Source organism: Grimontia marina, from assembly GCF_900060185.1.
In the GTDB taxonomy this organism is placed as follows: Bacteria; Pseudomonadota; Gammaproteobacteria; order Enterobacterales; family Vibrionaceae; genus Enterovibrio; species Enterovibrio marinus.
The window spans coordinates 24,818-38,069 of sequence record NZ_FIZY01000033.1 but is presented as its reverse complement, the minus strand read 5'-3'; the positions used below and the strand labels follow the sequence as shown (position 1 = coordinate 38,069).

The 13,252-nt window shown below is 50.3% G+C and carries 10 protein-coding genes and 7 tRNA genes; 5 read left to right on the top strand and 12 right to left on the bottom strand.

From position 1 onward, the window contains the following. Positions 1-270 precede the first annotated feature (270 nt). The 5 genes from ilvG to ilvA are packed head-to-tail and all read left to right on the top strand — an operon-like array spanning position 271 to position 6,548. Complete coding sequence (ilvG, locus tag GMA8713_RS16375; RefSeq protein WP_062712261.1) at positions 271-1,917, top strand: acetolactate synthase 2 catalytic subunit; 1,647 nt, start codon at positions 271-273, stop codon at positions 1,915-1,917. Further along, on the top strand, positions 1,914-2,162 hold the full coding sequence (gene ilvM, locus GMA8713_RS16370; RefSeq protein ID WP_046307966.1) for an acetolactate synthase 2 small subunit: 249 nt from the start codon (positions 1,914-1,916) through the stop codon (positions 2,160-2,162). The genes ilvG and ilvM overlap by 4 nt, the downstream gene beginning before the upstream one ends. A gap of 22 nt (positions 2,163-2,184) precedes the next feature. Further along, positions 2,185-3,120, top strand: coding sequence for a branched-chain amino acid transaminase (locus GMA8713_RS16365; protein WP_062712259.1), 936 nt, complete (start codon positions 2,185-2,187; stop codon positions 3,118-3,120). Positions 3,121-3,141: 21 nt separating this feature from the next. After that, positions 3,142-4,983: a dihydroxy-acid dehydratase gene (gene ilvD / locus GMA8713_RS16360; protein WP_062712257.1), complete on the top strand. Its 1,842-nt coding sequence runs from the start codon at positions 3,142-3,144 to the stop codon at positions 4,981-4,983. Between the two features lie 2 nt (positions 4,984-4,985). Continuing rightward, positions 4,986-6,548, top strand: a complete 1,563-nt coding sequence (gene ilvA, locus GMA8713_RS16355) for a threonine ammonia-lyase, biosynthetic (protein ID WP_062712253.1) — start codon at positions 4,986-4,988, stop codon at positions 6,546-6,548. Between the two features lie 58 nt (positions 6,549-6,606). Here the strand turns inward: ilvA and GMA8713_RS16350 are convergent, their stop codons facing one another. From GMA8713_RS16350 to glmU, 12 genes are all read right to left on the bottom strand, one after another. Then, positions 6,607-6,978: a helix-turn-helix domain-containing protein gene (locus GMA8713_RS16350; protein ID WP_062712250.1), complete on the bottom strand. Its 372-nt coding sequence runs from the start codon at positions 6,976-6,978 to the stop codon at positions 6,607-6,609. A 225-nt stretch (positions 6,979-7,203) separates the two neighbouring features. Next, positions 7,204-7,575 carry a helix-turn-helix transcriptional regulator gene (locus tag GMA8713_RS16345; protein ID WP_062712247.1) on the bottom strand — a complete coding sequence of 124 codons (372 nt, stop codon included), beginning with the start codon at positions 7,573-7,575 and terminating at the stop codon, positions 7,204-7,206. 315 nt (positions 7,576-7,890) lie between these two features. Next, positions 7,891-9,726, bottom strand: coding sequence for a glutamine--fructose-6-phosphate transaminase (isomerizing) (gene glmS, locus GMA8713_RS16340; protein WP_062712244.1), 1,836 nt, complete (start codon positions 9,724-9,726; stop codon positions 7,891-7,893). 14 nt (positions 9,727-9,740) lie between these two features. Continuing rightward, positions 9,741-10,505: a DeoR/GlpR family DNA-binding transcription regulator gene (locus GMA8713_RS16335; RefSeq protein ID WP_062712241.1), complete on the bottom strand. Its 765-nt coding sequence runs from the start codon at positions 10,503-10,505 to the stop codon at positions 9,741-9,743. Between the two features lie 213 nt (positions 10,506-10,718). Beyond that, a tRNA-Leu gene (locus GMA8713_RS16330) sits at positions 10,719-10,803 on the bottom strand. A gap of 45 nt (positions 10,804-10,848) precedes the next feature. Further along, positions 10,849-10,935 (bottom strand) — tRNA-Leu (locus GMA8713_RS16325). Positions 10,936-11,022: 87 nt separating this feature from the next. After that, a tRNA-Met gene (locus GMA8713_RS16320) sits at positions 11,023-11,099 on the bottom strand. A gap of 11 nt (positions 11,100-11,110) precedes the next feature. Then, positions 11,111-11,185 (bottom strand) — tRNA-Gln (locus GMA8713_RS16315). A 36-nt stretch (positions 11,186-11,221) separates the two neighbouring features. Then, positions 11,222-11,306, bottom strand: a tRNA-Leu gene (locus GMA8713_RS16310). Between the two features lie 38 nt (positions 11,307-11,344). Beyond that, positions 11,345-11,421: transfer RNA gene (locus GMA8713_RS16305), tRNA-Arg, on the bottom strand. Positions 11,422-11,426: 5 nt separating this feature from the next. Further along, a tRNA-Gln gene (locus tag GMA8713_RS16300) sits at positions 11,427-11,501 on the bottom strand. A gap of 125 nt (positions 11,502-11,626) precedes the next feature. Further along, complete coding sequence (gene glmU / locus GMA8713_RS16295; RefSeq protein WP_062712239.1) at positions 11,627-12,988, bottom strand: bifunctional UDP-N-acetylglucosamine diphosphorylase/glucosamine-1-phosphate N-acetyltransferase GlmU; 1,362 nt, start codon at positions 12,986-12,988, stop codon at positions 11,627-11,629. Positions 12,989-13,252: the final 264 nt, after the last annotated feature.

Below are 13,252 nucleotides of genomic sequence, written 5' to 3'. Positions count from 1 at the left end.
GACACAAACGGCGCTCAAAGAGACAAAATGAATCATCTATCTCGCGCCCTAGTCATTATTATTTCAATTATCGTGGTGGTACTACCGCGAGGGGCAGCGACGGCTAGAACATAGCAAACAAACATCGCAACAGCCCCCGCATCGAAAGGTCCGGGGGCTTTTTTCACATTTGGACGTGCGGTTGTAAGACGCAAAAGGAAAACGCGGTATGGGACCATATCAGGAAGCAGAGCAAACAACCTCCTTAGCAGGACTTAACGGGAGGCCACAATGACAGGTGCACAGTTCGTCGTTGAAGCTTTGCGAAAGCAGGGTGTAACGACAATATTTGGTTATCCGGGCGGTGCGATCATGCCCGTTTACGATGCCCTTTATGACGGCGGCGTTGATCATGTCCTTTGCCGTCATGAGCAAGGCGCTGCCATGGCCGCTATCGGTTATGCGCGATCCACCGGCGGTGTCGGTGTATGTCTTGCCACGTCTGGCCCAGGTGCCACCAACCTTATCACTGGCCTTGCGGATGCCATGATGGACTCTGTGCCCGTCGTCGCTATCACAGGCCAGGTTGCCAGCCCACTTATCGGCACCGATGCCTTTCAGGAAGTTGATGTTCTCGGTCTTTCCCTTGCCTGCACCAAACACAGTTTTCTGGTGACCGACACATCTAAACTTGCTTCCACATTGGCTGAGGCCTTCGTAGTGGCCAAAGAAGGCCGTCCTGGTCCCGTCCTGGTAGATATTGCTAAAGACGTGCAGCTTGCCCAAATCGAAGAGGCATTTGCAGCTATCGCGCATCAGCCCGAGTCGCCTGAAGTGTCTGAAGCCTCGCTGCAGGAAGCCAATGCTTTAATTGCAGAAGCCAAGCAACCAATGGTGTATGTCGGCGGTGGTGTACAATTGGCTCATGCAACAGACACCCTTCGCCAGTTTTTAAATCACAGCCAAATCCCAGCCACCAGCACTTTGAAAGGGCTCGGTTCGGTAGACAAAGATTACCCCTATTATCTCGGCATGCTCGGTATGCATGGCACCAAAGCGGCGAATCTGGCAGTGCAGCAGTCTGATTTATTGATTGCCATTGGCGCACGCTTTGACGATCGCGTCACTGGCAAGCTGGATACTTTCGCGCCTAACGCCAAAGTCGTTCACATCGATATTGATGCTGCAGAATTCCACAAATTGCGCCGCGCCAATGTCGCGCTTCGCGGCGAGCTGAATACCGTGTTGCCGCAGTTGGGCGAGCCTTCTGATATTCAAGCATGGCAAGACAGCGTGCTGACCATGAAAAAGGACTTCGGCTGGCGTTATGACCACCCGGGCGACCCAATTTTCGCGCCGCTCCTTCTTAAACAACTGTCTGACATGATGCCGGACTCCACCGTCGTCGCGACCGATGTTGGCCAACACCAAATGTGGGTGGCGCAGCACGTTGAGCCACGTCGCCCAGAGAACCTGTTAACCTCCGCAGGTCTCGGCACCATGGGCTTTGGTTTGCCTGCTGCTATGGGTGCCAAAATGGCCCGTCCCGATGATGAAGTTGTATTAGTTTCTGGAGATGGTTCATTTATGATGAACATTCAGGAACTTGGCACCCTGAAACGCCGCAATATTCCGGTAAAAATGGTACTGTTGGATAACCAACGTTTGGGGATGGTGCGTCAATGGCAGCAGCTTTTCTTTGAAGAGCGCTACAGCGAGACCAACTTATCGGATAACCCTGACTTCGTGACATTGGCATCAGCCTTTAACATCCCAGGGAAAACCATTACCCGTAAAGACGAAGTGATCCCGGCATTGCAGGAGTTATTGGCGAGTGATAAAGCCTACCTGCTGCATGTTGCTATCTCAGAGGAAGAGAACGTATGGCCACTGGTTCCACCCGGTGCCGCTAATCAGGATATGTTGGAGCGTACATGAGCCAATCACACACTCTGCTAATCAATGCTGACGACCAGCCAGAATTGCTGGAGCGTCTGCTGCGCATTGTCCGTCACCGCGGATTCCGCCTGACAAGCCTCGACATGCATCATACCGATGACACCAATGCGGTTGAAATTACCCTGCAAGTGAAGAGCGATCGTCCTATCGCCAATCTTCAGAGCCAGTTAGACAAATTATGGGATGTCTCACGCGTACGTCTGCTCCCGCTAGAACAACAGTAATGCGTTATAAGGATTAATAAGAATGGCAAACACAGCGGATTATATCTGGTCAAACGGCGAACTGATCCCATGGCAAGATGCCACAGTTCACGTACTGACCCACGCCATGCATTATGGCACTTCGGTTTTTGAAGGGATTCGTTGCTACGATACCCCGAATGGCCCAGTGGTCTTCCGTCACCGCGAACACATGCAACGTCTGAAAGACAGCGCAAAGATCTACCGCTTCCCTATTCCTTACTCAGTTGATGAACTAATGGAAGCGTGCCGTGAAACATTGCGAGCCAACAACCTGAACTCTGCTTACATCCGCCCGCTGGGGTTTGTGGGTAATGTTGGTCTGGGCGTTTGTCCGCCGCCAGACACCAAAATGGATCTCATCATTGCTGCCTTCAGCTGGGGCACTTACCTCGGCGAAGATGCGCTGGCTAATGGTGTCGATGCCATGATTTCAAGCTGGAACCGCGCCGCGCCGAACACTATCCCTACCGCAGCTAAAGCGGGTGGTAATTATCTGTCGAGCCTGTTGGTCGGTGGTGAAGCCCGTCGCCACGGCTATGCTGAAGGTATTGCCTTAAGTGTGGATGGCTACCTGTCAGAAGGGGCTGGTGAGAACCTGTTCGTGGTGAAAAATGGCGTGATTTCAACGCCACCAGCGACCAGCGCCATCCTTCCTGGCATTACCCGTGACTCCATCATGACCATCGCCAAAGACATGGGTTATGAGGTGCGTGAAGAAAACATCGCGCGTGAAGCTCTTTATCTGGCAGATGAAGTCTTCATGACGGGCACAGCAGCGGAAATCGTGCCGGTTCGCAGCGTAGACCAAATCACTGTGGGTGAAGGCAAACGTGGCCAAGTCACAGAGAAAGTACAAACCGCCTTCTTTGGCCTGTTCAATGGCCAAACCGAAGATAAATGGGGATGGCTGGATCCGGTCTCTCCGGACGCCAAATAAGTAGTTTTAGAGGATAAGGAAATGCCTAAGTACCGTTCAGCCACCACCACTCATGGCCGTAATATGGCGGGTGCCCGCGCCCTTTGGCGTGCCACCGGCGTAAAAGATGAAGATTTTGGTAAACCTATCATCGCAGTGGTGAACTCCTTCACCCAGTTTGTACCAGGTCACGTTCACCTGAAAGATCTTGGCCAGCTGGTGGCGAAAGAAATCGAAGCAGCAGGCGGCATTGCAAAAGAATTCAACACCATCGCAGTCGATGATGGCATTGCTATGGGTCACGGTGGCATGCTTTACAGTCTGCCATCACGTGAGCTGATTGCTGACTCTGTGGAATACATGGTGAATGCCCACTGCGCTGATGCCATGGTGTGTATCTCCAACTGTGACAAGATCACTCCGGGAATGTTGATGGCGGCAATGCGCCTGAATATCCCAGCCATTTTTGTCTCCGGTGGTCCAATGGAAGCGGGGAAAACCAAGCTTTCGGATCAGATCCTGAAGCTGGATTTGGTTGACGCAATGATCCAAGGTGCCGATCCAAACGTGTCAGATGAGCAAAGCGAGCAGATCGAGCGCTCAGCGTGTCCAACCTGTGGCTCTTGCTCAGGTATGTTTACCGCCAACTCCATGAACTGTCTCACCGAAGCGCTGGGTCTCAGCCAGCCGGGCAACGGTTCTATGCTGGCAACCCACGCCGACCGTGAGCAGCTTTTCATCACCGCAGGTCAACGCATCGTTGAGCTGACCAAGCGTTACTACGAACAAGACGACGAGTCTGCTCTTCCGCGTAACATTGCCAGCAAAACCGCATTGGAAAATGCCATGGCATTAGATATCGCCATGGGAGGCTCGACCAATACTATCCTTCACCTGCTCGCAGCTGCGCAGGAAGGCGAGATAGATTTTGATATGACTGATATCGATCGTCTTTCCCGTCAGGTTCCGCACCTTTGTAAAGTGGCACCTTCCACGCAGAAATATCACATGGAAGATGTTCACCGTGCAGGTGGTGTCATGGGAATTCTGGGTGAGCTGGACCGTGCTGGTCTTCTGAAGACCGATGTGCCGAATGTTCTGGGTGAAACCCTTGCAGATACACTGGCGAAGTACGACATCACGGTAACGGACAACGAAGACGTGAAAACCTTCTACCGCGCTGGCCCTGCCGGTATCCGTACCACAAAAGCCTTCTCTCAGGATTGCCGTTGGGACACGCTCGATGATGACCGCACTGAGGGCTGTATCCGCACTAAAGAAAATGCCTACAGCCAAGATGGCGGACTTGCTGTACTCACAGGTAATATCGCTCTTGACGGCTGTATCGTGAAAACAGCGGGTGTGGAAGAAGAAAATCTGACCTTCCGCGGTCCGGCGCATGTTTTTGAGAGCCAGGAAGACGCTGTCAACGGTATTCTCGGCGGTGCAGTAAAAGCCGGTGAAGTCGTGGTTATCCGCTACGAAGGGCCAAAAGGCGGTCCAGGCATGCAGGAAATGCTCTACCCAACCACTTACCTTAAATCCATGGGTCTGGGTAAAGCCTGCGCACTAATTACTGATGGCCGCTTCTCAGGCGGTACCAGTGGCCTGTCCATCGGTCACGTTTCTCCGGAAGCTGCAAGCGGCGGCACCATTGGCCTGGTGAAGCAGGGCGACATCATCGCTATCGACATTCCAAACCGATCTATCGTGCTGGAAGTCGACGAAGCAGAACTTTCTGTACGTCGCGCCGAGCAAGATGCGAAAGGCTGGAAACCTGAGTCACGTGTGCGCGAAGTGTCGTTTGCATTGAAAGCGTATGCCAGCATGGCAACCAGTGCTGATAAAGGTGCTGTGCGCGATAAAAGCAAGCTGGAGGGGTAATCATGAGTCAGGCCCGCCAACAACACAGTGAACCTGCACCGCTCAGCAATGCCGACTACCTGCGTGATATTTTGCGCGCACCTGTGTATGAGGCAGCCATTGTCAGCCCATTGCAGGATATGCCGCGAATTTCGCAGCGTTTGGGCAATACCATTCAGCTGAAGCGTGAAGACCGCCAGCCGGTGCATTCATTCAAGTTGCGCGGCGCCTATAACATGATGGCGCAGTTAACTGAAGATCAGCAAAAAGCCGGTGTTATCGCCGCTTCTGCAGGTAACCACGCGCAGGGCGTTGCTCTGTCCGGCCATAAGCTGGGAATCAAAGCCACCATCGTGATGCCGCGCACCACACCAGACATCAAAGTAGCGTCAGTGCGTGGTTTTGGCGGCAATGTGGTTTTGCATGGCAACAACTTTGATGAAGCCAAAGCCAGAGCGGTAGAGCTATCAGAAGAACACGGCTACACCTTTGTGCCACCTTTTGATCACCCGTTGGTGATTGCGGGTCAGGGAACCATGGGTATGGAAATGCTGCAACAGAATGGTCATCTGGACTATATCTTCCTGCCTGTGGGCGGGGGAGGTATTGCCGCGGGCGTAGCAGTTATCGTGAAACAACTGATGCCACAGGTCAAACTCATTGCCGTAGAAGCGGAAGACTCTGCCTGTCTGAAAGCTGCATTGGATGCTGGAGAGCCTGTCACTCTGGATAATGTTGGCACCTTCGCAGACGGTGTGGCAGTCAAACGCATTGGAGATGAGACCTTCCGTCTGTGTCATGAGCATCTCGATGACATCATCACTGTGTCGAGTGACGAAATCTGTGCAGCTGTGAAAGATATCTTCGAAGATACCCGCGCGATTTCTGAGCCTGCTGGCGCCTTGTCTCTGGCCGGTCTAAAGAAATACACCGAGCAGCATCAGCTCAAAGGCAAGAAGATGGCCGCCGTGCTTTCCGGTGCGAACACCAACTTCCACAGCCTGAGATATGTCTCTGAGCGCGCCGAACTGGGCGAGAAACGTGAAGGCCTACTGGCCGTCACCATTCCTGAACGTACAGGCGCTTTCCTCGAGTTTTGTAAGATACTCGGAGGCCGCGCAGTTACAGAGTTTAACTACCGTCATAGTGACGATACGCTGGCAAACATCTTTGTGGGTGTGCGTTTGCAAAATGGACAGGAAGAGCTCGACGGCATCATCACCGATCTGCGAAAAGGCGGGTATCCGGTGCAGGACTTGTCTGACGATGAAATGGCGAAGGTTCACATCCGATACATGATTGGCGGACGCCCAACTAAGGCGATGAAAGAGCGTCTGTACAGCTTTGAGTTTCCGGAATACCCAGGAGCACTGCTACGCTTTCTCAACACGCTGGGAACACATTGGAACATCAGTATCTTCAATTACCGCAATCACGGCTCTGACTACGGTCGCGTGCTGTGTGGCTTTGAACTGGATGACAAAGACATCTTGTCGTTTACCTCGCACCTGCGCGAGCTGGGGTATGCCTGGAAGGATGAGACGGATAACCCATCCTATAAATTCTTTCTGGCTAAATCCCAGTGAACAGCTTTACCAAGAAGACAAAAAAGCCCAGCATTGCTGGGCTTTTTGTTATTTTTACTTATTGATCTCTTTCCAGCGACGTCATGTTTATCATGTACTGTGCCAGTAGCAATGCCTGATCCATCACGAGGTTACGCGCTGACTCCGGTAGCTGACTGAATAGCGCCAACAGGGTATTGAGATCATCCCTGTGTGTAAACGCGATGTCGCTTCGCGTGCTTTCGCCGTACAAAAACCAGTTTAATGGACGGCCGGTTACATCAGCGATGATTGCCAGAGAAGACACTTTGGGTTCCGTTTTACCGGATTCAATATCTAAATAGGTCTGACGGGCGACATCTAAATGCTGTGCCATCTCCACCTGTGTGATATCCCGATACTCCCGCGCTTCCCTAATGCGCTGTGCAACATGAGCTTTGACAATAAACATCGCTTGCCCCACAACTCGGCGCCTAGGAACAGATTCATTAGCACTGTTCACAATGACGCACTTTACTGCTAGAACTGCATTATGCACAGGGTCGATTTCTACACATGCAAAGCGTTGTTGAAGTGTGAAACAGGGCTGCTCTTGCCTAAACCAGATGACAAGGAAAATCAGCAATACCTATTTTGGCAGGCAAGGTTCTACCGAGCTTGCCAAGTAAGTAAGTGCTTAACTTCTTTGCGCTGATTTCGAGTAATTCACCAGGAATGATGCCATGTTTACGCTCTGATTTAGAATAGCAGTACGAGCCTCATGAGGCAGCTTGGAGAAATGTTCCAGCAAGCGATTAACATCCTGTTTGTACTGCACGTCGTGTAGTTCAACATCAGCATCACCATAAACGAACCATACCAGTGGACGTTCAGTGATTTCTGCAATTTCTGATAACATTCTGACACGTGGCTCGGTTTTACCAGTTTCAATGTCCAGATATGTTTGGCGAGCTACTTCGAGTAGTTTGGCCATTTTCACCTGAGTGATCCCTTTCCACTCACGTGCTTCTTTGATACGTTTTGCTACTTGTGCTTTCGAGTCGATCATACTTCACTCCCTACGACTTACAGCTATCTGTTATGTAGTTGTGCTGTTTATCGACAATATGCACAATGCAGGCCAACTATTTGGGCATCAAATAATGTATTTAATATCAATTACTTATTTTTACATAAAATTGACATGTTAATATTTCTGGACTCAGTGTCTTATTATGACTGCGAAATGATTTGCAAAATGCAAATAAGACAGAGTCACCGACAGTTGCAAAAAGCAAATCAGACAGATCCTGTACTGTATACAAGACATAAAAAGGAGCCATACGGCTCCTTTCCAGTTTTTACTTCTCACTAATAAGCGGTTTTATTCCACTGTTACAGCCTTAGCAAGGTTTCGAGGCTGATCGACATCTGTCCCTTTAATAAGGGCGACGTGATAAGACAAGAGCTGCATTGGCAAGGTGTAGAAAATAGGTGCACATACTTCATCAACATGCGGCATCGCCACGATAGTCATGCCTTCACTCTCTTCAAAGCCTGCATCTTTATCTGCAAACACATAAAGCTGCCCACCACGAGCACGAACTTCTTCAATGTTGGACTTGAGCTTTTCCAGCAACTCATTGTTCGGTGCCACCACAATCACCGGCATGTCAGCATCAATCAGTGCCAATGGGCCATGTTTAAGCTCACCTGCTGCATAAGCCTCTGCATGGATATACGAGATTTCTTTCAGCTTCAGTGACGCTTCCATAGCGATAGGGTAGTATTCTCCTCTACCCAGAAACAATGCATGGTGCTTGTCCGCGAAATCTTCCGCCAGCAGTTCAATCTCTTTATCATACGCCAGCGCTTGCTCCATGGTCGCAGGCAAGCGGTTCAATGCCTCTATGATGGTTTTTTCTCTCCCTGCATCAACGTTGCCTTTCTGTTTTCCCACTGCCGTCACCAACATCAACAATGTCGCCAACTGTGTAGTAAATGCCTTAGTAGACGCCACACCAATTTCAGCACCTGCACGGGTCATAAACGCTAAATCGGATTCACGAACCAAAGAAGAGCCAGCCACATTACAAATGGTCATTGCGCCCATAAAGCCCCGCTCTTTGGCTTTACGTAGCGCGGCCAGCGTATCCGCGGTCTCTCCGGATTGGGAAAGGGTAATTAACAAACTGTTAGGACGGGTAGCAAAATTTCGGTAGCGAAATTCAGAAGCTATCTCAACATCACAACTCACACCAGCAATGTCTTCGAACCAGTAGCGGGCAACCATACCTGCATTGTAGGACGTACCACAGGCGACTATCTGGATGTGCTCGGCGCGCGTGAGAATATCTGCCGCGCCATGACCAATACTCTCCACCAGCACGCTGTTGCCATCAATACGCCCTTCCAGGGTGTTAATGAGTGCAGAAGGCTGCTCAAAAATCTCTTTTTGCATGTAGTGGCGGTATGGGCCTTTGTCTGCAGCATCATGTTCAATGGACGACTCATGAACCTGACGTTCAACACACTCGCCATTCACATCGGTAATGCTGACTTCGCGTCGGGTGATTTCAGCCACATCGCCTTCTTCAAGGAAGATGAAGCGTCGGGTGACATTGAGCAGTGCCAGTTGATCGGACGCCAGAAAGTTTTCCCCAATACCGAGACCAATCACTAAAGGGCTACCAGATCGCGCGGCAATGAGGCGCTCGGGATCGCGTCTGTCCATCACTACCGTGCCGTAAGCGCCTTCCAGCTGTTTGACCGTGCGCTGGAACGCCTCCATTAAGGTGTGGCCTTGAACCAACTCCCAATCCACAAGGTGTGCGATGACCTCAGTGTCAGTTTGGGAGGTGAAGGTATAGCCACGGCCTTTGAGAAGCTCACGGAGTGATTCGTGGTTTTCAATGATGCCGTTATGGACGATGGCAATGTTATCGCCCGACATGTGCGGGTGTGCATTGGCTTCGCTTGGTTCACCATGGGTTGCCCAACGGGTGTGAGCAATACCGGTACCACCAAGAACAGGCGTTTCCTCCAGAGCTTCAGCCAGATTCTGAACTTTGCCCAATCGACGCAACCGACGCAGTTGTTGCTCGCTGTCAGTTACCGCTAGACCCGCAGAGTCATATCCGCGGTATTCTAACCTACGCAGACCTTCCAGCAAGATTTCAGCAACGTCCCTTTGCGCAACCGCGCCCACAATTCCACACATATCTTTCCCCGTATCTAGTCAGGGGCGCAGAACACCTCTGTGCCCGTCTTTTCAATGGCAAGTTTGGTGGTGGCATCAAGCTTACTGTCGGTGATCACTGTAGTGATGGCATCCCACGGCAATTCAAGGTTCGGAATTTTGCGGCCGATTTTATCGGATTCAATCAAAACCAAAACTTCCCGAGACACTTCCGACATGACCCGGCTCAGGCCGACAATTTCATTAAACGTTGTCGTACCGCGATTAACATCTATGCCATCAGCACCAATAAACAGCTGGTCAAAGTCATACGCACGCAACGCCTGCTCTGCGACCTGCCCCTGAAATGCTTCAGAATGTGGGTCCCAGGTGCCGCCTGTCATTAGTAGCGTCGGCTCGTTTTCCAACTCCTTAATGGCTTGTGCCACATTCAGGGAGTTGGTCATCACCACCAATCCGCGCTTTTGATCGAGAAGAGGGATCAAAGCTGCCGTCGTTGAACCACTGTCCACCACAATGCGATTATGGTCGCGAATCCTGGTTGCCGCCATTTTTGCGATCGATAACTTTTGTTCCGAAACTTTTACTGCGTTTTCCGAAACCATTTCATGAGGAACAGGAACTGCTCCGCCATAACGACGCAGCAGAAGTCCATTTTTCTCAAGCTCAGCAAGGTCTTTACGGATCGTTACCTCTGATGTTTCAAACAGAGTTGAAAGCATATCTACGCTGACTTCACCCTGTTCAGTCAGCATGGCAACAATCGCATGGCGACGTTGTTGAGTATTACGTTTCGACATGTAACCACCAAACTTTCGTTTCGAAAGATAATATAAACTTTAAATCAAAGATCAAGGATGAAATGCGATACACATCACTTCTAGTATGATCTGCAACACAGATTGAGAATTATACAGAGAGTTAGGCGCAGAGAGCGCGAGAAAAGAAGGTAAGAGAGTGGGTTGCAAACTGCAGATAGAAAAAAAGCAGGCTAAAAAGCCTGCTTTCAATCATGGTGCGGAAGGAGAGACTTGAACTCTCACACCTTGCGGCGCCAGAACCTAAATCTGGTGCGTCTACCAATTTCGCCACTTCCGCAAATTGTTTTACCTAATCCTTCTTGTTGAAGGCTTAAGTGATGTTTGGTGCGAAGGGAGAGACTTGAACTCTCACGTCCGTAAGGACACTAACACCTGAAGCTAGCGCGTCTACCAATTCCGCCACCATCGCAATTTTTTCGCCTGATATTGAGTCTATAACTCGTAGACACTGGTAGTGTGTCTTATCTGGCAGAAAGTCAGAGACTTTCGAAATAAGTGGTGGCTACGACGGGATTCGAACCTGTGACCCCATCATTATGAGTGATGTGCTCTAACCAACTGAGCTACGTAGCCAACCTGAAATATGGCTGGGGTACCTGGATTCGAACCAGGGAATGGCGGCATCAAAAGCCGCTGCCTTACCGCTTGGCGATACCCCAACAGCAACCACACTGGAAAGCATGATCTTTAAATAATGGTGCGGAAGGAGAGACTTGAACTCTCACACCTTGCGGCGCCAGAACCTAAATCTGGTGCGTCTACCAATTTCGCCACTTCCGCATACCTAATTGTTCATCTCACCTCTGGAAAGGAAGAGATGGCGCGTCCGGGAGGATTCGAACCTCCGACCGCCTGGTTCGTAGCCAGGTACTCTATCCAGCTGAGCTACGGACGCGCTGTTGGCTGGGGTACCTGGATTCGAACCAGGGAATGGCGGCATCAAAAGCCGCTGCCTTACCGCTTGGCGATACCCCAACAGAGGCGCGTATAATATTGCGGATTCAGAGGAGCGTCAACCCCCTATTTTTCGTTTGATGACGATTTAATCGCTTCAATAAAAAAACACCGCTTTTGCGGTGTTTTTTTATGCATAACAAGCGCTATTTCTGCTTAACCGGTCTCTTCCAGCCATCAATTGCACGCGCTTTTGCACGGGTAATAACGAGTTGGCCCTCTTCCACATTACTGGTCAGTGTCGTACCTGCACCAATCGTTGCGCCTTTTTTAATGGTCACCGGAGCTACCAACTGGCTATCTGAACCAACAAACACGTCATCTTCAATCACAGTTTTGTGTTTATTCGCGCCGTCGTAATTACAGGTGATAGTACCTGCACCGATATTTACGCGCTCACCGATTTCAGCATCACCAAGGTAAGTCAGATGATTTGCCTTAGAGCCTTTACCGATACGTGCATTTTTCACTTCAACAAAGTTACCCACATGTGCATCATCCACCAACTCAGCCCCTGGACGCAGACGAGCAAAAGGACCCACGGTACAATCTTCACCCACCGAAGCACCTTCAATCACGCTGTATGGGCGAACGACGGTGTTGTCGTCGATTTCACAGTCTTTCAATACACAGCCAGCGCCGATGACCACGTTGTCGCCTAAAGTGACTGAACCCTCAATCACGACGTTCACATCGATTTCGACATCAGTACCACACTGTAGCTGACCACGTAGATCAAAGCGTGCCGGGTCACGCAGCATCACACCGCTTTCCAACAACTTTTCTGCCTGGGCGGCTTGATAAGCACGTTCCAGACGTGCCAGCTGGATACGGTTGTTAACGCCTTCTACTTCAATCGCGCTTTCCGGGTGAACAGCTTCGACAGCACGGCCTTCATCGTGGGCGATCGCAATCACGTCCGTCAGGTAGTATTCGCCCTGTGCATTGTCGCTTTTCACTTCGTTCAGCCAACGGCGTAGATCACGTCCGGTAGCGACCATCACACCAGTGTTGATTTCTTTGATAAGCTTTTGCTCTTGAGTGGCATCTTTATCTTCCACGATCGCCACCACAGGCCCGTTACGGCGAATGATACGTCCGTAGCCCGCTGGCTTATCCAGTACCACTGTCAGCAATGCAATGCCGCCGTCCGGCTGCGCATCCAACAGGTTTTCGATGGTTTGCTCTGAAATCAGCGGCACATCGCCATATAGAATCAAAACCTGTTCATCATCAGCAAACTCAGGAGCAGCCTGATTCACTGCATGACCTGTACCTAGTTGTTCTGCCTGAAGGACCCAGTTTACCGGCTCTTCTTCAAGCGCTGCTTTCATGGCATCTCCACCGTGGCCATAAACAAGATGGATGTTTTTTGCACCTAACGAAGAGCAAGTATCGATAACGTGCTTAGCCATAGGTTTACCGGCAAGGGTATGCAGCACCTTAGGTAGGTTGGAGTACATACGGGTTCCCTTACCCGCAGCCAGAATCACAGCACTGAAATTCATGGAGAGTTGTCCTTGGTATTGAGGGTCTACTACAAATAATGGCGCTTATTGTAACGGTTCACTTTGTAAAACGGGATTCAAACCTATAAGAAATTCATAAATTTCCGTCATCTTGTAGCAATTTTCAGGCGATACCTCGCAGATAATCACTTAAGAAAACCCACATATGAATTTACGTTAACTTATTGATAATTAACTCATAAAAACTGAGCGTATCTTTTTCTGCCAAGGTTTAAAGACCGGAAAATTAGGCGATTGGAAAAC

What these genes read in the sequence shown, in the direction of transcription:
- GMA8713_RS16365 (WP_062712259.1), top strand. Translation starts at nt 2,185, where the DNA reads ATGGCAAACACAGCGGATTATATCTGGTCAAACGGCGAACTGATCCCA.
- ilvD (WP_062712257.1), top strand. Translation starts at nt 3,142, where the DNA reads ATGCCTAAGTACCGTTCAGCCACCACCACTCATGGCCGTAATATGGCG.
- GMA8713_RS16345 (WP_062712247.1), bottom strand. Translation starts at nt 7,575, where the DNA reads ATGATCGACTCGAAAGCACAAGTAGCAAAACGTATCAAAGAAGCACGT.
- ilvG (WP_062712261.1), top strand. Translation starts at nt 271, where the DNA reads ATGACAGGTGCACAGTTCGTCGTTGAAGCTTTGCGAAAGCAGGGTGTA.
- GMA8713_RS16350 (WP_062712250.1), bottom strand. Translation starts at nt 6,978, where the DNA reads ATGTTTATTGTCAAAGCTCATGTTGCACAGCGCATTAGGGAAGCGCGG.
- GMA8713_RS16335 (WP_062712241.1), bottom strand. Translation starts at nt 10,505, where the DNA reads ATGTCGAAACGTAATACTCAACAACGTCGCCATGCGATTGTTGCCATG.
- ilvA (WP_062712253.1), top strand. Translation starts at nt 4,986, where the DNA reads ATGAGTCAGGCCCGCCAACAACACAGTGAACCTGCACCGCTCAGCAAT.
- ilvM (WP_046307966.1), top strand. Translation starts at nt 1,914, where the DNA reads ATGAGCCAATCACACACTCTGCTAATCAATGCTGACGACCAGCCAGAA.
- glmS (WP_062712244.1), bottom strand. Translation starts at nt 9,726, where the DNA reads ATGTGTGGAATTGTGGGCGCGGTTGCGCAAAGGGACGTTGCTGAAATC.
- glmU (WP_062712239.1), bottom strand. Translation starts at nt 12,988, where the DNA reads ATGAATTTCAGTGCTGTGATTCTGGCTGCGGGTAAGGGAACCCGTATG.